The sequence below is a fragment of the Bradyrhizobium sp. HKCCYLR20261 genome (assembly GCF_051168435.1).
In the GTDB taxonomy this organism is placed as follows: domain Bacteria; phylum Pseudomonadota; class Alphaproteobacteria; order Rhizobiales; family Xanthobacteraceae; genus Bradyrhizobium.
Genome location: NZ_JBNPUZ010000002.1, coordinates 96,453 through 116,517 on the forward strand (window position 1 = coordinate 96,453; position 20,065 = coordinate 116,517).

At 67.1% G+C, this 20,065-nt stretch carries 18 protein-coding genes; 7 read left to right on the plus strand and 11 right to left on the minus strand.

All coding sequences use genetic code 11. The features are described from left to right. Positions 1–8: 8 nt before the first annotated feature. On the plus strand, positions 9–1,757 hold the full coding sequence (locus ACQR1L_RS04095) for a glycosyltransferase (RefSeq protein WP_434856654.1): 1,749 nt from the start codon (positions 9–11) through the stop codon (positions 1,755–1,757). Next, complete coding sequence (locus ACQR1L_RS04100) at positions 1,754–3,520, plus strand: glycosyltransferase (protein WP_434856655.1); 1,767 nt, start codon at positions 1,754–1,756, stop codon at positions 3,518–3,520. Before ACQR1L_RS04095 ends, ACQR1L_RS04100 begins: the two co-directional genes overlap by 4 nt. Here ACQR1L_RS04100 and ACQR1L_RS04105 read toward each other — a convergent pair. The 4 genes from ACQR1L_RS04105 to ACQR1L_RS04120 all read right to left on the minus strand — a co-directional run bounded on the left by ACQR1L_RS04105 (position 3,502) and on the right by ACQR1L_RS04120 (position 7,392). Continuing rightward, entirely contained in the window at positions 3,502–4,713 is a 1,212-nt protein-coding gene (locus ACQR1L_RS04105) for a glycosyltransferase family 4 protein (RefSeq protein WP_434856656.1), read from the minus strand. The genes ACQR1L_RS04100 and ACQR1L_RS04105 overlap by 19 nt on opposite strands. After that, positions 4,710–5,885: a glycosyltransferase gene (locus tag ACQR1L_RS04110; protein ID WP_434856657.1), complete on the minus strand. Its 1,176-nt coding sequence runs from the start codon at positions 5,883–5,885 to the stop codon at positions 4,710–4,712. Before ACQR1L_RS04110 ends, ACQR1L_RS04105 begins: the two co-directional genes overlap by 4 nt. Before the next feature lie 311 nt (positions 5,886–6,196). Next, positions 6,197–7,033 carry a class III extradiol dioxygenase family protein gene (locus tag ACQR1L_RS04115; RefSeq protein WP_434856658.1) on the minus strand — a complete coding sequence of 279 codons (837 nt, stop codon included), beginning with the start codon at positions 7,031–7,033 and terminating at the stop codon, positions 6,197–6,199. A gap of 5 nt (positions 7,034–7,038) precedes the next feature. Beyond that, positions 7,039–7,392: a protocatechuate 4,5-dioxygenase subunit alpha gene (locus ACQR1L_RS04120; protein WP_434856659.1), complete on the minus strand. Its 354-nt coding sequence runs from the start codon at positions 7,390–7,392 to the stop codon at positions 7,039–7,041. Positions 7,393–7,515: 123 nt separating this feature from the next. Here ACQR1L_RS04120 and ACQR1L_RS04125 point away from each other — a divergent pair, with 123 nt between their 5' ends. Beyond that, the gene (locus tag ACQR1L_RS04125) at positions 7,516–8,448 is read left to right on the plus strand and encodes a LysR family transcriptional regulator (protein ID WP_434856660.1); all 933 of its coding nucleotides are present in this window, start codon (positions 7,516–7,518) and stop codon (positions 8,446–8,448) included. 16 nt (positions 8,449–8,464) lie between these two features. On the opposite strand, the gene ACQR1L_RS04130 is transcribed toward ACQR1L_RS04125, so the two are convergent. The 3 genes from ACQR1L_RS04130 to ACQR1L_RS04140 form a co-directional block, all read right to left on the minus strand. Then, on the minus strand, positions 8,465–8,851 hold the full coding sequence (locus ACQR1L_RS04130) for a VOC family protein (protein WP_434856661.1): 387 nt from the start codon (positions 8,849–8,851) through the stop codon (positions 8,465–8,467). 72 nt (positions 8,852–8,923) lie between these two features. After that, on the minus strand, positions 8,924–10,201 hold the full coding sequence (locus ACQR1L_RS04135) for a flavin monoamine oxidase family protein (protein WP_434856662.1): 1,278 nt from the start codon (positions 10,199–10,201) through the stop codon (positions 8,924–8,926). Then, positions 10,194–10,913: a RibD family protein gene (locus ACQR1L_RS04140; RefSeq protein ID WP_434856663.1), complete on the minus strand. Its 720-nt coding sequence runs from the start codon at positions 10,911–10,913 to the stop codon at positions 10,194–10,196. Before ACQR1L_RS04140 ends, ACQR1L_RS04135 begins: the two co-directional genes overlap by 8 nt. 160 nt (positions 10,914–11,073) lie before the next feature. On the opposite strand from ACQR1L_RS04140, the gene ACQR1L_RS04145 reads away from it, so the two are divergent. Then, on the plus strand, positions 11,074–12,600 hold the full coding sequence (locus ACQR1L_RS04145) for a serine aminopeptidase domain-containing protein (RefSeq protein ID WP_434856664.1): 1,527 nt from the start codon (positions 11,074–11,076) through the stop codon (positions 12,598–12,600). 48 nt (positions 12,601–12,648) lie between these two features. Here ACQR1L_RS04145 and ACQR1L_RS04150 read toward each other — a convergent pair whose 3' ends face one another. Together ACQR1L_RS04150 and ACQR1L_RS04155 are read right to left on the minus strand one after the other, a co-directional pair. Further along, positions 12,649–12,837, minus strand: coding sequence for a hypothetical protein (locus ACQR1L_RS04150; protein ID WP_434856665.1), 189 nt, complete (start codon positions 12,835–12,837; stop codon positions 12,649–12,651). Between the two features lie 144 nt (positions 12,838–12,981). Next, positions 12,982–14,583 (minus strand): GMC family oxidoreductase, encoded by a 1,602-nt coding sequence (locus ACQR1L_RS04155; protein ID WP_434857233.1) that lies wholly within the window; start codon positions 14,581–14,583, stop codon positions 12,982–12,984. 265 nt (positions 14,584–14,848) lie between these two features. On the opposite strand from ACQR1L_RS04155, the gene ACQR1L_RS04160 reads away from it, so the two are divergent. Continuing rightward, positions 14,849–15,958 (plus strand): excisionase family DNA-binding protein, encoded by a 1,110-nt coding sequence (locus ACQR1L_RS04160; protein ID WP_434856666.1) that lies wholly within the window; start codon positions 14,849–14,851, stop codon positions 15,956–15,958. 23 nt (positions 15,959–15,981) lie between these two features. Next, positions 15,982–16,335: a DUF2200 domain-containing protein gene (locus ACQR1L_RS04165; RefSeq protein ID WP_434856667.1), complete on the plus strand. Its 354-nt coding sequence runs from the start codon at positions 15,982–15,984 to the stop codon at positions 16,333–16,335. 18 nt (positions 16,336–16,353) lie between these two features. Here the strand turns inward: ACQR1L_RS04165 and ACQR1L_RS04170 are convergent, their stop codons facing one another. Then, positions 16,354–17,271 (minus strand): PaaI family thioesterase, encoded by a 918-nt coding sequence (locus ACQR1L_RS04170; protein WP_434856668.1) that lies wholly within the window; start codon positions 17,269–17,271, stop codon positions 16,354–16,356. A 300-nt stretch (positions 17,272–17,571) separates the two neighbouring features. Between ACQR1L_RS04170 and ACQR1L_RS04175 the strand changes: the two genes are divergently transcribed. After that, positions 17,572–18,246 (plus strand): hypothetical protein, encoded by a 675-nt coding sequence (locus tag ACQR1L_RS04175; protein ID WP_434856669.1) that lies wholly within the window; start codon positions 17,572–17,574, stop codon positions 18,244–18,246. A 55-nt stretch (positions 18,247–18,301) separates the two neighbouring features. Here ACQR1L_RS04175 and ACQR1L_RS04180 read toward each other — a convergent pair whose 3' ends face one another. After that, positions 18,302–19,873 (minus strand): L,D-transpeptidase, encoded by a 1,572-nt coding sequence (locus ACQR1L_RS04180; RefSeq protein WP_434856670.1) that lies wholly within the window; start codon positions 19,871–19,873, stop codon positions 18,302–18,304. Between the last annotated feature and the right edge of the window lie 192 nt (positions 19,874–20,065).

A 20,065-nucleotide genomic window follows, 5' to 3' on the forward strand; every position in this document is an offset into this window, starting at 1 on the left:
GCGCGACCTTGGAGCACTGGAGCAAATTCCATCCTTATGAATTCGCGCAGGACGTTCGCGAGAGCCGCTACGTCGAAGGCGACAGCGGCGGTCTCGCCGACCTGCTCACGCTCCTGTCGGCTCACAATGAATACGCGGTCGAAGATCTGATCGCTCTGGACGGCCGCGACTTCGTCGCGTCGGCGACGGCCGCGCTGCGCGGGCGCCTGCCTGATCCGGCGCAATACCAGATCGCCGCCAGCGATCTTCACATGTGGCAGAAGCTCGACCTCCTCATCGAGCTCGATGCTGCGAACCGCAAGGACGGGCGCCGCATCCGGACCAACATCCGCCAGGTCGATCGCCTGCTGTGGCATCTGCATCGGCGCCTGACGGGGCTCGGCCTTGCCACAGCAGGGCGTCTGGCATTTGCCTTCTTCCGCTGGCGCGCGCGCCGTCTCGGGACCCGGCTCGCTCCGGACACGTCGCTGCGCCGGATGTTGCTGAGATCGCTGCGACAGCCACAGGGCAAGCCTTCACCCGCGCCGTCGCGCCGCCGTGTCGTGATCGCCAATCTCTATCCCGTCTGGCCCGTGATGCACGGCGGCCAGCGGCGCATCTTCTTCCTTGCGCGCGAGCTGTCGCGGACGTTCGACGTCGAGATCGTCACACCGCAGATCAGGGGGCGCGACCGCATCATCACCTTCAATCCGCACCTGCGGGAAATCCGGATCAAGACCGATCCCGGCTACGACCGGCAACTCGACGCGATCGAACAGACAGTCGAGATGGCCTCCGATGCGGCCTATGCGCTGCATTGGGCCAAGTGCCGCAACTACCAGGCCGCGTTGGCCGCACGCCTCGCCGGCGCCGACCTGTGCGTCAGCTCGCACCCCTATTCCATTCATGCGCTGCTGGACGCCCGCTGCGCGCAGCCGATTCCGCTGATCTATGACGCCCACAACGTGGAAGTCCGCCTGAAGGCGCCGTTGCTGGAGCAGCACCCCGCTCTGCTGGACGCCGTCCGCGCTGTGGAGACCACGGCCGTTGACGAGGCCGATCTCATCGTGTGCTGCTCGCCAGACGACATTCAGGGGCTGCGCGACGACTACGATGTCGAGCGTGTCCCGCTTCATCTGGTGGCCAACGGCGTCGACGCGCGCGGCGTCCCCACATTGACCGCCGAGGCGCGCGGGCGCATTCGTCACGCCTTGCACGACACGCGTACGGGGCGGCTGGCCATCTTCGCGGGCTCCTATCATTATCCGAACTTCGAAGCGGCCGACCGCATCCTGGCGCTGGCTGCCCGGATGCCCGAGATCACCTTCCTTTTTGTCGGATCGGTCTGCGGCTATCAGGCGTTGAAGCGATCCCATGCCGTCAACGTGATCCGTCTCGGCGAGGTCGACGAGAGCACCAAATGGCTTGCCTTCCAGGTCAGCGACATCGCGCTCAACCCGATCGAGAGCGGCTCGGGATCGAACATCAAGACCTTCGAATATGCCGCCGGCGGGCTGGCGGTGCTGTCGACCCGGTTCGGCGCGCGCGGCGTGCCGCCGGAGCTGCGCGATCAGTTCATTCTATGTGAGCCCGCCGAATTCGGGCGGCGCCTTGCGGAGCTCGCACTGCGCGATGACGAGACGTTGCGGCGGATCGGGGCGGCGACGCGCGCGGCCGCGCTCGCCTGCGCGGATTGGGCCGTCATCGGCCAGCGCTACCGCGAACATGTCAGCGCTTTGCTCGACCGGTACGACGCTCCGGTGATTTCCGTCGCATGACAGCCACTGTCCTGATCGTCGAGCCGCACCTGCAAGGCAGCTTCGGTCATCCCTGGCGCTATGCGATCGCGCTGACCCGCCGCCTGGAACGTCTTGGATGGTCCGCCCGTATCCTGGCGAACGCCGCCTATCGCGGCCCGTCACGAATCGAGGGCGCGGAGGTCATCCCGACATTTGCGCGGTCCTACTACGAACGGCGAGACAGCTCTGCCGCGCGAGCGGCCACCGACCGGATGTTCGAGACCAGCACCTTCTCTCCTTTCGCGAGCGCGGTGCTCGAGGCCATCGACATCGAGGCCGCCCGGTCGGATGCGCTGCGCGTGCTGGTGCCGACAGCCACCGTCGCGATGCTTGCCGAGTTGCTGGCGCTGCCGCTGTTTCTCGCCGCCCCGCCGCGCATGGCGCTCATGTTTCACGAGAAGCCGGAGCTTTACACGTCGTGGTACCGGCCGCTCGACGTCGGCGCCTTGCGCTGGCGCGTGCAGGGCAGCGGATGGGCCGATCGGATCGGCTGTTTCGCAACCAACCGCCGTTTGGCAGCAAGACTGCAGGACCTGCTCGGCGTGGCCGTCGACGGCATCGGCGATGTCTTCGACGACGACGAGATCGCGCGCCTGACGGGTTCATCAACTACAATGTATGAGACGCCGCTTCCACCGCAGGAACGAGCGCTCCTGGACAGCCTGACCGCATTCCGGCGCGACGGAGGACGCTTGGCCTGGTGCCCCGGAAGGATGCGGTCCGACAAGGGCGCAGCTCTGCTTCCTACCATCATTGGAGCGCTAGCCGACGCAAACCCACGCTATCGGCTGCTGCTGCAGCGGCCGGACATCGGTGACGGAGCACGGCCGCAAATCGATGCTGTCTCGACCCATCCCGGTACGCTGGTTCATCCCGACGATCTTTCGGACGAGGCCTATGGCGCGCTGCTTCGGCTCGCCGATGTGATCCTGCTGCCTTACGATCCTGATGCCTATGGCTGGCGGGTGAGCCGGGTGTTCCTTGAAGCGGCCTTGGCGGGAAAGCCGGTGCTCGCCGCCTCCGGCATGTCCGCCGAGCAGGAGCACTCGAACGGCGCCGCGCTCTTCCTGACCGACTGGCGCGGCTGGCCCGACATGGCCGCCGCATTGATCGCGCGCCCGCGCAGCGGTGAGGAGATCTTGGCTGCCGATGCCGTGAGGCAATGGCATCGGATGACCGCCTGGCTCACCGATACCAGCGAGCACACAGTGCGGCCTCGCCTGCCTGTTCTCCATGTCAGTTCGGTCAAGACTGCGAGCGGCCCGGACTCAGTTCGGGAGCAGCGCCTCAGATTGCTCGCCGCGCGGGGATTCGCCGTGGCCGAACTGCTGGTGTCGCAGCGCGAGTTCCGGCGCTCCGCGATCCGCGAGATGGTCGAGCAGCGTGGCGCATCCAGCGCGGCGCTGCTTGGCGCTTGCCCGCAGCCGCGCTGGATCCGGAAGCTGCTGCGGTTGCTGGAGCCGGTCAGCCGGATCATCGGCGGCCCCGGTGCAGCCCCTCTGCCCGCTGTCATCGAGACCGTCCGCCTGCGCCGCGGCTTCTCCTTCGTTCTGCTGAATGAGCCCGATCACGCGCGGGACATCGCCGCGGTGCTGGCCGACGTGCCGCAATGGATCGGGGCGCGCGGGCCAGCCCAATGCGATGACCGCGCCATTGCAGCGGATGTGGAGGCCGCCATCGCGCGTCTGACGCCGACCTCCGATCCGTCGCCTCGTCCCACGAATCAGGAAAGGCTTCGGTAGAGCTCGGCGACGCGATCCGCGCTGGCTTGCCAGCTGAAGGAGCGGGCACGGAGAAGCCGCTGCTCGCGCAGCAAGGGATCGGCATGGGCGTCACCATTTGCCGCCTCGTCGAGGACGTGCGTCCACCCCTCCACATCCAGCGCCGCGGCGCGCCGGCCGAGACCGGCGGTGATCTCGTCCATCGCCGTATCGCTGCTATGAGCGACAGCCGTCCCGCACGCCAGAGCCTCCACCACCGGCATGCCGAAGCCCTCATAGATGGACGGCATGATCAGCAGCCGGGCGCCCTCGTAAAGCGAGCGCAGTTCGCGGTTGGTCACTGCGCCGAGAAACCGGAGGTGGCCGGAGGCCCTCAACCGCTCGGTGGCCGCCGGCAGCGCGAGATCGCCCCACCCTGTCATGCCCACGACGACCATCGGGCATCGGGCTCGGGTTGGCGCCGGCAGGCGGCTGAAGGCGTCCACCAGCGTGCAGAGATTCTTGCGCGGCTCGAGCGTGCCGACCACCAGCACATAGCGGCCGAAACGCAAGTCCCGCGCGGCGAGATGCGTGGTGCAGGCCGCCTCGCCCAACGGCCTGAAGATCGCTGCCGCCGCAGGCGGGGCGACGACGATCTTGTTGCCGGCGATCCCCAGGATTGCCTCGATCTCTCGCTTCGAGAACTCGGAAACGGTCTGGATCGCTGGCGCCCGCGCCGCCACATCGGCCAGTCCGCGGAGCAGCCTGACCCGGTCCGCGGGATGGAATTCCGGATATCTGACCACGGATAGATCGTGAATGACGGGGACGACCGGCACCGACAAACTGACCGGCGGCATGAAGTTGAAGGCGTGGAACAGATCGAGCCGCGCAGGAAGCGCCGCGTTTCGAAAACGCCGGCGCCGCAACGCGCGATAGGCTGCGCGGAGCGGTGAAAACCGCGCCAGACGATGGCGCAGGGCAGCCTCGATCCGCACGGTTGCGGGCCGCGGCGTCGAGGCGATCCCGTCGGCATCGCCTACCAGCTCATCGAGCCCCTGCAAATCGAGAGCGGACCAGCGCCCGCCCCCCAGCGCCGCGAATTGTGGCGGCAGATCGCGGGCCAGCAATGCGCGCACCATGTGGATCGTATAATTGACGACCCCGGTGCGCGGCCCTCTGATCAGGCCGGCTTCGACGCCGATCACGAGCGATGCGCCGCCTTGCGCCCTCATGGCGCGGCCATCGCGACACGGCGTCGCCGCCGCGCCAGCGCGTCGGCGTAGACCGCTTCGATGCGGGACTGAAACACCGACTGATCGAACTCCGCGAAGGCCCGCTGTCGCCCGCCGGCCGCAAGCCGCGCGGCAAAGTCGGGATCAGCAAGCAGGCGCGCGATCGCCTTGGCGAGCGCGGGCGCATCACCGGGCAGCACCGTCAGTCCTTCAAGTCCATGACGCACGACGCGCGGCACGGCGGTTCGCAGCGCCGTGTTGATGACCGGACGTCCTGCGGCCATCGCCTCGATCTGCACAAGTCCGAAGGCCTCGGCGTCCGTGACCGACGGGACGACGACGACGGCGGCGGCGTGCATGTGCGCCTTGACGTCGTCGCGGTCGGCGCCGCCGCGAAACTCGATACGCTCGGCGATCCCGAGTTGCTGGGCCAGCCGTGACAGCGGCTGCCGAAGCACGCCGTCGCCGATCACGACGACATCGGTATCGACATGCTTTGCTGCGTGAAGCAGCACGTCGAACCCCTTGTAGCCGACGAGCCGCCCGACGGCGACGACCAGACGCGGCTTCCGGCGGCGGAGCTCGGCGACCCGTTGCGCCATTGGTCCGTCCAGCGTCCCCCAGTAGCGAACATCGCATCCCAGCGGCACGGTCGTGCATTTGTCACGGAAGCAGGCGAGAGCCTTGCTCTCCAGCATCGTATCGTCGGTCACGACGATGCGGTCGGCCCTTGTCAACGAACGCCGGATCAAGGGCGCGACGCCGCGCTTCAGCCATTCCCGACCAACGATATCGGCATGCCAATGGATGACGAGCGCGACGTGTTCGGGCAGCCCGAGCAACGCCAGATCCGTCAGCGGAAACGGCGCGTGATGAGCGACGACATCTGCATCCCACGCGAGGCGCGCCATCGCGAACGGGTAGGTCGGGGCCAGCGGCACGGACGACAGCGTGCCGAGCGATGCGACCCGTTGAACCCTCGTCGTCCCGCGCTGATCGCGACCGCCCCACCCAAACGACCGTGGCGCGACCACCGCGGATGACATCGCGGCGGATGCGGTGATCGTCTCGATAACATGCGGAATCCCGCCGAACATATCGGGGACAAAGACCTTGTAGGCGTGCAGCACCTTGATGCGGCCCGGCGGAGCGCCGGCCATGCTGACTGTCACGCCGGCGTATCCGGAAATGGTCTCCGCACGGGATCCCAATGATCCACGCGGGGTTCAAATCGGTGTCTGAAATCTAGCAACGCGCGCGAGTCCAATATACACGTCAATGTGCATATAGGGAGGTAGCGCGTTTGAGTTGACGCGGCAATGCGACGTTTCAGCCGGTTTTTCGCCGCGAGCCGCCCAAAATTCGACTCAGTGTGGCGGTGGGCCGTTCACTCTCCCCTCAATAGGAAGGCGCGAGGGGCGAAATGCCCGCCCTCGTGCCTTGATCGTGCCATTGGCCAAACCGCGCCAGAAGGGGTCCCTCGCTACGCCGGCTCCAGCACCATCAGCCCCGTCGCCGTGTTGGAGATCGGGATGTGATAGTTCGCATGCTCCTTGCGGACCTTCTCCGGCAAGGCGCCGCGCGCGACCATCCAGTTCAGCAATTCGACGCCCTGCGTGCCCGACAGCTCGACCAGCTCCGTCGTCGAATACTTCGTCGCCCAGGCGGGGTCATCGACCATGCTGGCCATGAATTTCTCGTCAAAATCCTTGTTGATGAAGCCGGCGCGCTCGCCGTCGAGCTGGTGCGACAGGCCTCCGGTGCCCATCACCACGACGCGCTCGTCCTTCGGCCAGGACTCGATCGCGCGCGCCAATGCCTGGCCGAGCTTGTAGCAGCGCGCGGCCGAGGGCAGCGGCGCCTGCACGGTGTTAACGACCACCGGTACCACACGCACCGGCCATTTCTGATCCGGCCAGCACAGCGCCATGGGCAGCGTGAAGGCGTGGTCGACCACCATCTCCTGGCAGGTGGTGAGGTCGAAATCCTCCTTCACCAGATGCTCGATCAGGTGCCACGACAATTCGCTGTCGCCCTTGAACGGCGCGGTCTGCGGAATGCCCCAGCCCTCGTCGGCATTGCCATAGCTCTCGCAGGCGCCGATCGCAAAGGTCGGCATCTTGTCAAGGAAGAAGTTGAGGCCGTGGTCGTTGTAGACGAGCACGACGACGTCCGGCTTCACCTTGGCAAGCCATTCGCGGACATGCGGGAAACCGTCGAAGAACGGCTTCCAATAGGGATCCTGCTGCAGTCCCTTGGCGATCGCGCCGCCGATGGCCGGAACGTGCGAGGTGGTGATGCTGCCGACGATCTTTGCCATGATGATTACCCCCGTGCCGCCAGAAGCTTGGCCTTGAACTGCTCCTTGGTCAGTCCGGTCTGCTGCGCGCCGATGTCCTGCATGTCGAGCCCGAAGATGCCGGCGAATTTGGCGAGGTAATAGGCGTTGCCGCCGGCCTCGATCAATTGCAGCACGTTGCGGTTCTTGATCGCGGCGCGCTGCTGGTCGTTGAGACCATACTTCGTGCAATAGCCGTCCTCGTCGGCGACGAAGGCCTTGCGGTTGGCGGCATCGTTGAACGAGTAGCACATCTTGTTCAGCGCATAGCCCTTGCGAGCCTGCTCGCCGTCGAAGATGGTGGTGCCGGGCACGGGCTGCCGGGCCGATGTGGCGGACATTGAAACCTCCCCTGAAAGCGTTCTGACCGCGCGCGTTTGATCTGGATCAAAAGCGGCGTGATCCATGCCCGCCAGTATCGCCGGGAAACACATCCGATAAAGGCTGCCCGCCTGATCTGATCCATGAGCCAATTCGATCATTTGGACCTCGACGGCCATCTGCTGCAGCTCCTGCTCGCCGTGATCGAGGAGGGTTCGGTGACGCGCGCCGCGCAGCGGCTCGGCGTGACGCAATCGGCCGTCAGCCATCTCCTCGACAAATTGCGGGCGATCACCGGCGATCCGCTGTTCGTGAAATCCGGCCGCGGCATCGTGCCGACGGCGCATGCGCAGTTGCTGGCGTTGCGCGCCCGCGCGCTGCTCGACGATCTCCGCGGCTTCTCGCATGCCGCCGCGTTCGAGCCAGCGAAGATCTCCGCGCAAGTGACGATCGCCGCCAATGACCTGCAGCGCGACCTGCTGCTGCCCTCGCTGCTGCGCTACGCCCGCGCGCAGGCGCCGGGCCTGAGCCTGCGCGTGATCCCGTCGGGCGCGCCGACGCCGGAGATGCTGCGTGAGGAGCATTGCCAGCTCATCATCACGCCGCGCCCGCCCGAGGGCAGCGACATCCTGCAGAAGCGGCTATTCGAGGACAGCTACCGCGTGTTCTACGATGCAAGCCAGCGCGAGCCGCCGCGGAGCCTGGAGGACTATCTCACCAGCGATCACCTCACCGTCGTCTACGAGCCGCGACGGCGGCTCGATATCGACGAGGTCCTGGCCGAGCGCGGCCTCGTCAGGCGGTTCGTCGCACAAGTGCCGGGCTTCGGCGGCATCGGCCCGTTCCTGCGCGGCGGCCGCATGATCGCGACCCTGCCGGGCCTGCTGCGCGCCTACATGCTGCGAGGGCTCGCCGTGGCGCCAGTGCCGGTCCCCTGCCCGCCCATGCCGATGTACATGGTCTGGCACCTGCGCCACCATGATGACCCGATGCACCGCTGGCTGCGCCAGCAGCTCGAGATCGTGGTGGCGCCGAGCCTCGCCGCCGCAGCGGAGCACATGCCGGTGATGGCGTAGTCCGCCTGGGGATCACTCACTCCGGCGTATGACAGACCGCCTCGACATTGTTGCCGTCGGGATCGCGTACGAAGGCGCCATAATAGGTCGCATGATAATGCGGCCGCAGTCCCGGCGCGCCATTGTCACGGCCGCCCGCCGCGATGGCCGCCTGGTAGAACGCATCGACGGTCGCGCGATCCCTAGCTTGGAACGCGACATGCGTGGAGGTCGCCGCCTTGCCGCCGGTGCCGATCCAGAAGTCCGGGCGGCCGTCACCGAAGCCGGCGTGATCGCCGTGGCCTCCGGTCTGCGCGTCGGTGATCTCCATCATCAGGACGTAGCCAAGCGGCGCGAGCGCCGCTGCATAGAAGGCCTTGGCGCGAGCGAAGTCGGAGACGGGAAAGCCGACGTGGTCGAGCATGACGATCCTTTCTGGTCCGGGACAATTGACGTCCGCAGAGCGTACGGATGTCACGTCATGCACGCGACGCGCTCAGATGGCAAGCAGCCGCCGCGCCGTGTCGAGGCCGCTCGCCAGCGCCGCTTCGACGGTGCCCATGTCGCGCCCGCGATACAGCGCTTCGCCGGAGATCAGCAGCGGGCCGTCCGCGCGCGACAATGCGTCCTGCGCCTGATGCGAGGCGAGCGTCGCATAGGAATAGGCGCCGCGCGCGAACGGATCCTTGGACCAATCCACGGCACGCGCCGCGATCAGCTCTTGCCGCAGCGCGCTCACCGGCCGCGCGAAGATCGACGCGAGCGCCGACAGGCCGCATGCGATCAGCTCCGGCTCGGTCATGGCCGCGAACGCGTGGGTCGGCGGGCCGGCGAGCCAGCCGGTCAGCACCGCGTGCTCGCTCGGATGCTGCGTCCACCACACCGGCACCTCGGCATCGGACAATACGAACAGCATATCCGAGAGATCTTCCGTACGGCTTCCGCGCCACCAGCAACTTTCGAAGCGCAGCAGCAGCTTGATCACGTTGCCGAAGCCGATGGCGTCGGCCGCGGCCTGCGGAGCGCGCATGCCCGGCGGCAGTGCAATGGTCTGCAGCAGCGGCAATGGCACCGTCAGGATGACGCGATCGCCGTGCTCGGCTCGCCCGTCGGCGCAGCGGATGACGACGCCCTCCTCTGCCGTCTCGACAGCGCTGACAACCGCGCCGAACTGGAATGCGACGCCAAGACGTCGGCACTCCACCACGAGGAAATCGACCAACGATGCATAACCGCCGACGATGCGGCCCTGCGCCCCGCGCTCGCCGCCCATCCATTCGTCGCGCAGCGCGAACACGCTGGCGCGGCCGGGATCGGCGGCGTCATAGCCCTGCACCGTCCTGAGCACGGATTGGCGCAGCGCCGCGAAGTCCTCGCCGGCGAAATGGCGATCGAGCAGCGCCGTCACCGTCATGTCCTGATCGAGCTGCCGCGCAACCTCGTACAGCCGCCGCATCTGCCGGTCGGCGGGATCGTCCGGCGAGAACGCGCCGTTCCTCACATGCCAGCGCGCGCCGTCGACCGGCACCGACCTCAGCCCCGCCTTGGCCATCAGCGCGTGCGTGACCGGCGCATCGCCGTGAATGAACTCGGCGCCGGCGTCGGCGCGATAGCCGAACTCGCTCTCCGGCAAGGGATGAATGCGGCCGCCGCAGCGCTCGCGCGCCTCCAGCAGCGTGACCTTGCGGCCGGCCCGCGCGAGCTCGCGCGCGGCCATCAGGCCGGCGGCGCCGGCCCCGACGATGATGATGTGGTCGCTGCGCTGCTCAGCCATGGCTGGCCTGCGCCGGCAGATCAGCGCCATTGGCGAGCTTGTAGCGCAGCCACAGCGCACCGCCCTCCAGCGCCGTCGTGCTCTCCAGCGTCATCGCTGTCAGCGGCGCGCGCTGGTCGGACTCGTCCTCCGAGGAATCGAACACCATCGGCGCGCCCTTCGCGCCGTCGATCGCCGGGCACAGCACGAGATTGAGCTCATCGATCAGCCCTGCCCGCAGGAACGTACCGTTGACATGGCCGCCGCCTTCGAGCAGCAGGCGCTTCACGCCGAGCTCGCGCGCGAGGATGTCGAGTACGCGCGGCAGATCCAGCCTGGTCTCACCCGCGAAGATATAGGACACGCCCTCGCTGCGCAGACCCGCGAGATGGGCATCCGAGACGGCTTCCGTCAGCACGACGACGATCGGATCGCCGCCGATGTCGGAGCGGCCCCAGCAGATCTTGCCGTGGCCATCGAGCACGACGCCATAGACCTCGGCATCGCGCCGGCTGATCCAATGCTCGCGCGGAAAGCGCTCCGTGGTCGTTGCCGTATAAGACTTGCCCTTGGCGAACTCCTGGCCGGTGACGCGGCCGATCAGCCAAGCATCACCGCCGAGCTTGTCATGCACCTGCTCGAACAGGTCGCCCGAGCCCTTCGGGCGCCAGCGACTCGGCCAGGTCCGGCCGTCGACGCTCGAGGCCATCAGGCAGATCACGTCCGGTTTCATGCATCCTCCTTGTTGCCGCGGCGGGCTCATCGAATATGGTTCCCGCAGCGCTGTCGTCAACGAAGCGGCCCCGGTTTCGTTCGATGCCGGCCCTCTCCACGCACGCCGACTGTTTACCCCGGATGTCCCTGCGCTAAAATCGGCTGCAATGGAGCAGGTCATGTCAGGCGCGCCGCGCCCATCAACTGCGAAGCGTGCGCGCGCGATGGCGCTGCTGGCTGCGGCGCTTGTCGGGCTTGCGCTCTGCGCGGCCGGCATCTGGCGCCTGGAGACGGAGCGCGCCGGCCTCACCATCACGCAAGGCCAGGTCGACACCACGCCCATCACCATCTATCGGCGCGGTGACGCGGTCTCCGCACCGGTGGTGGTCATCGCCCATGGCTTCGCGGGCTCGCGCCAGTTCATGGAGGCCTATGCGCTGACGCTCGCGCATGCGGGTTATCTTGCCGTCTCATTCGACTTCGAGGGCCATGGCCGCAATCCCGAGCCGATGTCGGGCGATGTCACGCGTATCGACGGCACAACGCGGAAACTGATGAGCGAGATCGGGCGCGTCACCGACGCGGCGCTGGCGCTTCCGGGCGCCGATGGCCGCGTGGCCCTGCTCGGCCATTCCATGGCGTCCGACATCATCGTACGCCAGGCGCTGGCCGATCCGCGCATCGGCGCGACGGTGGCGATCTCGATGTTCTCACAGGCCGTCACCGCGAACGCGCCGCGCGACCTGTTGATCATCACGGGGGAATGGGAGTCGGCGCTGCGCCGCGATGCGCTGCGCAATCTGAGGCTCGCCGATGCCGCCGCGGATGAAGGCCAGACCGTGGGCGATCCCGCTCAAGGCGGCGGCCGTCGCGCCGTCGTGGCGCCTGACGTCGAGCATGTGAGCGTCTTGTATTCGGCGACGGCGCTGCGCGAGGCACGCAGGTGGCTCGACCAGGCGTTCGGCCGCAGCAGCAGCGGCCCGGTCGCCGCGACCGGCGGCGCCATCGTGCTGCTGCTTGCGGGCATCGTGCTCTTGGCCTGGCCTCTGGGCCAGTTGCTGCCGCAACGCGCTGCGCCGCCGCCTGCGATCCCTTTGCGCCAGTTGCTGATCGCCACGCTGGTGCCCGCAATGGTGACACCGGTCGCGCTGCGCTTCGTCGACACAAGCTTCCTGCCGGTGCTGGTCGCCGACTACATCGCGGTGCATCTCCTGGTCTATGGCGGGCTGTCGCTGGCGCTGCTGCGTCTGCAGGGCGTTCGCTTCGGCCGCGTCGCCTGGCTCGCGGCGCTCGCGCTGGCGACCTACGGAATCCTCGGCTTCGGCGGCGCGCTCGACCGTTACGTCGCCTCCTTCATGCCGATCCCGGCGCGCCTGCCGATCATCGCCGCGATCGCCGTGGGCGCCGTTCCCTACATGCTGGCCGACAGCATCGCCAATCAGGGCGGCCACGCCGCGCTCTGGCGCACGCTGTTCATCCGTGCCGCCTTCCTGGCGTCGCTCGGCGGCGCCGTGGCGCTCGATGTCAGGCGGCTGTTCTTCCTGCTGATCATCATCCCCGTGATCGTGCTGTTCTTCATCGTGTTCGGCCTGATCGGCGGCAGCGTCGGCCGCAGGACCAATTCGCCGGTCGCCGAAGGCGTCGGCCTCGGCCTGATCCTGGCATGGTCGCTCGGCGTGTCGTTTCCGATGTTCGTGGCGGGATAGCGGGTGACTACGCCGGTGACAGAGCAAGGCAAGACGATGCAGGCGGCCTCAGATCAGAACCAGCACGAGCCGCCGGGGCGCGCCCGACGAGATCGGCATCGTCACGCTGTCGAAGGGTCGAACATCGCCCCGCGCCGCCCGCCGGTTGCGTGCCTGAATTATCGCGGCCCGCCGCTGAAGATAGGCCGCAACCCGCATGTCGAGCCAAACACGGACGTGCAGGACGAGCAGCGTCAATTCGTTTGTCATTGAAAAATCTCTCTTGATAGCTGTCAGCAGAGCAAGCTGGCGTGCCGCCCGCAACCGAGCGGCACGAGAATGGATCTGTGTGACATCGAGCGACCGGTCCGTGAGGATACGATGCGGGCCAGCCGCGCCATGTCAGTTCACGCCATGCGCGGCCTTGATGATGTCGGCGGCGCGCTCGCCGATCACGACGCAAGGCGCCATCGTATTGCCGCTGGTGATCTCAGGCATGATCGACGCATCGGCGATGCGCAGCCTGTCGACACCGTAGACCTTCAGCTTGCCATCGACGACGGACATCGCGTCGTGTCCCATCTTGGCCGTGCACGACTGGTGCCAATAGGTGACGGCGGCGTTGCGCACGAAGGTTTCCATCGCGGCCTTGTCGCGCTTGCCGGGAAGCGCTTCGCGCTTCACGAGCCTGTTGAAGGCTGGATCGCCGCCCAGGGCGCGGCACAGCTCGATATTGGCGTAGGCCGCGGCAAGGTCATCCGGGTGCGACAGCGTGTTGGCTTCGATTCGGATGGGATCGTCCGGACCCGGCCCGGACAGATGCAGCGTGCCGCGGCTCTTCGGATGTGCGAGGCCCGCGAACATCGTCCAGCCATGCTCCGGAACGTCGGGCCCCATGATCTCGGCGCTGACGACCGGGAACTCCACCTGGCAGTGAAACATGTCGGGGCAAGCCAGCCTCGCGTCGCTCGTCCAGTAGAGAGTCGCTTCCGAGCCGCCGTAACCGACGGCCTGCGGCTCGCGATATTCGAAGACGCAGGCGAAGGCGATGTGATCCTGGTGATTGCGGCCGACGCCAGGCAGATGCTGGATCACCGGAATGCCGTGACGGCGGAGTTCGTCCTCCGGGCCGATGCCGGACTGCATCAGAACCTTTGGCGTATTGATGGCGCCGAGCGAGAGCACGACCTCGCGGCCGGCCATGAACCGGCATTGCTGCGAATCCCGCATCGCTTCCACGCCCACGACGGAGCGGCCGTCGAAGATCAGCCGTGTGACCATCGTCTCCGTCAGCACCGTGAGATTGGACTGGCCGAGCCGCGGATACACGTAGGACCGGTAGATCGACGAACGCCGCCCGTCCTTGACGATCAGGTCGTTGATCGCAGCTCCGCCGCGCCCTTCCATCATGGCGCCGTTCGGACTGTCGAATGCCGGCAGCCCCAGGGATTGTGCGGCCTCGATCATCGTCCGCGCGATCGGCTGCGGGTGGGCCGCGGGACCGACTTGCACCGGCCCGCCAGTGCCGCGGCGCCGCGGGTCCGGGGTGCCCTGCCAGTTTTCGATGCGGCGATAGATCTCCAGCACCGACTCATAGCCCCACGCCGCATCCTGCGCCTCCGCGGCAAAGCGCTCCCAATCGTTGCGGTGTCCGCGAGCCCAGACCATCACGTTGATGCTCGAGCCGCCGCCCAGCACCTTGCCCATGTTGAGCGGAATGGCCCGACCGTTCAGATGCGGATTGGGTTCAGCCCTGAAGTCCCAATCGCGCGCCGAGCCGAGGTTCAGCGGCCACTGCGCCGGGCTCATGACTTCGGGAACATCGTCGCTGCCGCCCGCTTCGAGCAGGAGCACGCGCACCGCCGGATCTTCCGCCAGCCGCGCGGCCACCACGGACCCCGACGATCCGGCGCCACAGACGATGAAGTCATAGTGCCCTGTGCTGATTTCGGGTGCTCGCAGGCTGGTCCGCTGCGGATCGTCGTCACGGGTCACGGTCGTCATCATTGGCTCTCTCTCCGTTTGAAGTGGACACAACACATCCACAACGTGCAGACGCAGGCGGATCATACCGACAATAGGTAATATGATGCCGCAACGCGAAGAGAAAATATCAAATCTATCGATTTTATCAATATCACTAAATATGATTGTTTCGTGATCACGCAGGCGCGCTTGCGCTTGAACCAAACCGGCCCATGTGGTGAACGCGGGTGCGGCGGTTCAGCGGAAGCTGCGAACCATGCTGCCAGCCGATACGGTGCGGTCGATGGATAAGGACGTTCTGACGACATCCGAGGCGGCGAAGCTGCTCGGGATTTCGGTGCGCACGGCGCAATTGCTGATCGAGGGCGGCACGCTCACCTCCTGGAAGACTCCGGGAGGACACCGCCGGGTCTACCGGACCGAAGTCCAAGCGCTGATCGCTCGCACCAAGCCGGCGCCTGTCCTGGACTCCACGCTCGTCATCGTCGTGTGCTCCGCGGACCGGCGAGCGGCTTACGAAACGGCGCTGGCGGACGTGCCGGAATGCACCGTCGCGATCCACCAGGATGCTCACACCGCGGCCTTCGTCATCGGCTCGCGACAGCCAGCCGCGGTGATCGTCGACCTGACCGACGCCGATCCGGACCGGCTGGCGTTCCTGAAGCATATCGACATGAATCCGGCGTTCGGCTCGATCGCCCTGTTTGCCGTCGCAGGAGCCGAGGCCGCGGCGAGCGGCGATCTCTCAAGCTTGCGGCGCGTGACCGTGACGCCGCGAGACCAACTGCCGGCTGCGTTGCAAAGCCTGCTACAGGACCGGGACGCGCCGCGGGACATCGTCGTGGACGGCGCGCCGTTTCCGCTCGCCGCGAATGAGGGCCGGCGCCTTGCAGCACTGAAGCGCTCGGGTCTGGTCGATACTGCGCCTGAGGACGCCTTCGACCGCCTGACCTGGCTCGCGAGCCGCAGCCTCAAGGCCCCTGTCGCGCTGCTGACGATTCTGACCAACAGCCGCCAATGGTTCAAGTCGCGGGTCGGGCTGCAGATGACCGAGACGCCGCGAAGCTGGTCGTTCTGCAATCACACCATTCTGCAGAAGGGCGTCTTTGCCGTGGACGACCTCGCGGGCAAAGCTCCGTTCGATACCAACCCGGCCGTCGCCGGCGAACCGCATTTTCGCTTCTACGCCGGCGCGCCCGTCACCGACCCCGACGGCTTTGCCGTCGGAGCGCTGTGCGTCATCGACTACGAACCGCGCACGCTCGACGCCGATCAGGAAAAGACGCTGCTCGCGCTGGCGAAGCTGGCATCCGACGAGATCCGGCTGCGCGCTACCGAGCGCCAATTGCGCTGGGCCTTGGACTCGCTCGACAGGCAGCATGAACGATCTTGACGGCAGGCGGAGCGGGAGCAGCCATGGCGAAACACAAGATCTACACGATGAGCTTTGCGAGCGTGTACCCGCTCTACGTCGCGAAGGGCGAGAAGAAGGGACGCAGCAAGGCCGAGGTGGACCAGATCATCTGCTGGCTGACCGGCTATGACCAGACGGCGCTCGAGGCCCAGCTGCAAAAGCAGACCGATGTCGAGACCTTCTTCGCGCAGGCGCCCGAGATGAATCCGGCGCGGTCGGAGATCAAGGGCGTGATCTGCGGTGTCCGCGTCGAGCAGATCGAGGAGCCGACGATGCGCGAGATCCGCTATCTCGACAAGCTGATCGATGAGCTGGCGCGCGGCAAGGCGATGGACAAGATCCTGCGCAAATCCTGATCGCCCTCAGTCCTGCTCTCAGTCCTGGTCCTGTCCCGCCTCGGGCCGCAGCATGAAATGGCCGAACGCCGTCGCGTGCGGCTTGGTGGCGTCGTCCTGCCAGGCGCGGGCCTCGAAGGCGACGACGCGGCGGCCCTGCTTCACGATCGAGGCCGACGCGATGCTGTCGAGCGCGCGGCCTGACCGGAGATAGTTGACGGTCAGTCCGATCGGCTTCGGCGGCGCGGCCACGCCGAGCTCGCGCATGACGGTGACGATCGCCGCGGTCTCCAGGAACGCGCCGGTCATGCCGCCGTGGATCGCGGGCAGCACGGGATTGCCGATGATCCGGTGCGAGAACGGCATGATCGCCGTGCCGTCATCGGCGACTCGAATGCCGAGGCACCGCGCGAACGGGCTGTTCGCGAACCGCCCCGTGGGATCATCGGGCGCATCGAGCGGCGGCGGTTCGCCGCCGAAGGCCGGACGGTCCGTCAGCATGTTGGTGCGGTTGGCGCCGATCATGAAGCAGGCCGTGGCGGTCGCCACCGGCGCGCTCTCCTCCTCCTGATAGGCGGTGGCGCGCACGAAGGCGATCGAGCGCGTGACGCGGTAGCATACGGCATGCGCCTTGATGTCGAGCCCGGGCGTTGCCGGCTTCTGATAGTCGATGCGCAGGTCGAGCGTGGCGATCGCACGGCTGCCGTCGAGCGCAAGCTGCACCGCCATGCCGCAGCTCTCATCCAGCATCGCGGTGACGACGCCGCCATGGATCACGCCGGTGTCGCTGTCGCCGACGAACACCGGGCGATAGGGCAAGGTCGACCACGCCTCGCCGGGCGCGAAGCGGTCCATTCTCAAGCCGCTGATGTGACCATAGACCGAGCGGCGGTGCCTGATGGCCTCGGCGAGGTCGTCGAAAGCCGGCGGCGCGGCGGAACTCGGTGTGTCGGACATGGCCCGAGACTTAGCGCATCGCCGTCACAGGCGCGACGTCTTTTGCCCGAATGCAAGGCTTGCGGCGAACCATCCACCTCGCGCTTCGCCCGGCATCCACGCATTGCGGACACGCTCGCAAAACCCGAACGGCACGCTTCGACCGGACCGCCAGTGTCGCGCCGCGTGTCCATCTCATCACTGCAAGCGAGATTCCGGAAAACTACGTGGATGAAATGTTACGACGGCACGGCGCGCTTAGAACATTGGAAACCTTAATACGGTCATAATTGCCGCAATCGAATCCCTGGAGACGTGTCGATGCGCAAGACTGTGAAGACGCCGGATGCTCCGCCGAGCAGCGGCACAACCTCTCTACGAATTGTCCTGAGCCTTGCGCTCGCAGCGAGCGCCGGCGTGATGTGGTGGAGCAGCGGCGGGGCCAACAGCTTGTCCTTTGCCGGCATCGGGTCATCATCGCTGGAGACCCGCGTCGCCGCATTGACCTCCGAGATCACCCAGCTCAAGGCCGAGACCGCGCAGCTGCGCGACCGCCAGAACGACACCTCCGGCGAGCTGCTGCAGCTCCGGGCCAGCCTGTCGACCGCCGAGACCGGCCTCGCGACGCTGCGGACCACCGCCGACGACAGCGAGATCCGCCGTCGCGAAACCGCTGACAAGATCGAGCAGGATCTCGCGCTGCTGAAGCGCCAGGCCATCCGCCTGCGCTCCGCGCAGGAAGACGTCACGACCGAGCTCGGTGGAATGCGCACCGCCGCCGCGAACACCGACATGGCCATCGAGCAGTTGCGGACCAGCACCGGCGAGATGCGCAAGCAACTGACGCGGATCGAGACCGCGCGTGAAGCCACCAGCTCGATCTCGCGCAGCCGTCCTCACCGCGTCAAGCGCGTGGCGCGCGCGCCGGAGACTCAGTCGGAGCCGCAGCCTTTCGTGATGCAGTGGCCCGGCGTCATCCCGGGCGGCCGCAACTGATTTGACTTGAACGTTGGCCTGACCGCAGCCCGCGGTCAGGCACAGGCCCGGCTGGTCACCACCAGCCCGGCTGCACCGGCCGATAATAGGTCGGAGCCTGGCCGCGGCGACGCTGCGGCGCGACGGGCTGACCATCCCAGCCGCGCTGGACCGGCTGGCCATCCCAGCTGCGCTGGAAGAAGTTCCCGAACCCGTCATCATATGGATCGCCGCTGGCGACGACGTCGACATTGGTCGTCGGCTTGCGCGTGATGAAGCCGCCCTGCGGCTGATTGCTCAGCACGGCAACGAACTCGGTGCGATAATTGGTCTCGCTCGACAGCGGCTCGTCGGAGACGATGATCGAGGAACGCGGCACCGCCGTCGGTGCGATGCGGTCGAGCACATCCTTCGGGATCGTGATGCGGTCGAGCGCGTCCTTGGCGTCGTCGCCGTCGTCGATCGTCACCGCCGTCCAGCGCAGGCCCGCGCCGTTCTGCGCCACGGCCGTGAAGATATGCGTGCCGAGCGGGCGGTCGGGATCGCGGATCGTGACCGGCGACTCGATCGAGGTGTCGAACACCTCGCCACCGCCGTCACGCGCCGGCTTGTGCGTGTTCCGCCGCACATACAGCATCTGGGTCGAGCGGCTGATATAGACCGAGACCGGCTCGGTCGCGAGGCTGGCGTCGGTCGCCGCCTTGCTGGTCTCGGCCTTCTTGGTCGCAGTCGCTTTGGCTGCTTCCTTCGCGCTGGTGACAGCGGCGAGCTTGGCGGAAGCCTCCGCCTTGGCGGCGTCGAGCTGCGCGGCCGCGTCGGCAGCCTTCGCCGCCGCCTTCTGCTGCGCCTCCTCGGCCGCCGGCTTCGCCTGATCGGTCTTCACCGCGGCGAGCTTCCTGTCGGCCATCTTGAGCTCGGCATCGGCACGCGCCTTCGCCTGCTCCAGCTTGCGCAAATTCGACTTCACCGACTTCGCCTCGCGCTCGGCGGCGGCCGCAGCGGCTTTCGCCTCGTCGGCGGCCTTCGTCGCCTCCTCGGCCTCGCGGTTCAGCGTGCTCGCACGCGACGGCGCCGCCGCCAGCGCGTCCGGCTTTGGCACGAACAGCGCGGGATGCGAGAACTCGACCGGCGCCGCGTCGCCGGGGGCGATGATCACGCGCATGCCGATATAGGTGCGGTCGAACAGCTTCTCAGCAAACCCATAGGGCATGCGCACACAGCCATGCGAGGCGGCATAGCCCGGCAGCGGCCCGCCATGCAGTGCGACGCCGTTCCAGGTGATGCGCTGCATGTTCGGCATCCAGGCATCGTCATAGAGCGTCGAGTGGTGGTCCTTGTCCTTCTCCAGCACGGCGAACACGCCAGCCGGCGTCTCGCGGCCGGACACGCCGGTCGACACCGGCGCGCGCCAGATCCAGCCTTCCGAATCGTAGAACGTGACCTTCTGCGTCTTGATCGAGACGATCGCCATGATCGGATCGCCATGCGCGCGCGGCGCGGTCGCCTCGGTCACCGGCGCGGGCTTCGCCTGCCGGGCATGCGCCACGGGGCTGGTCAGTCCCAGCGCCAGGGCCGCCAGAAGCACGAGAGCCGGTCCGGGTGGGTGCATCGCTGCAAGGTTCTGAGCCGCCGAGGATCGTGTCACCATGCCCTATTCCCGATTCGCCATTGCCGTTCCGCCCGCGCGAGCGACGCAGGGTATATACGCTCGATCATGTCTTGGGGTGAAGTGAGGCGGACAACCGCCTCAATCGGCCTCACTTGCCGCATTTGCGTCAGGTGCCTGCACACATCCGCTGACGTGCTTGCCCCCCTCGGCCGCTGTGATCACCCCAACACG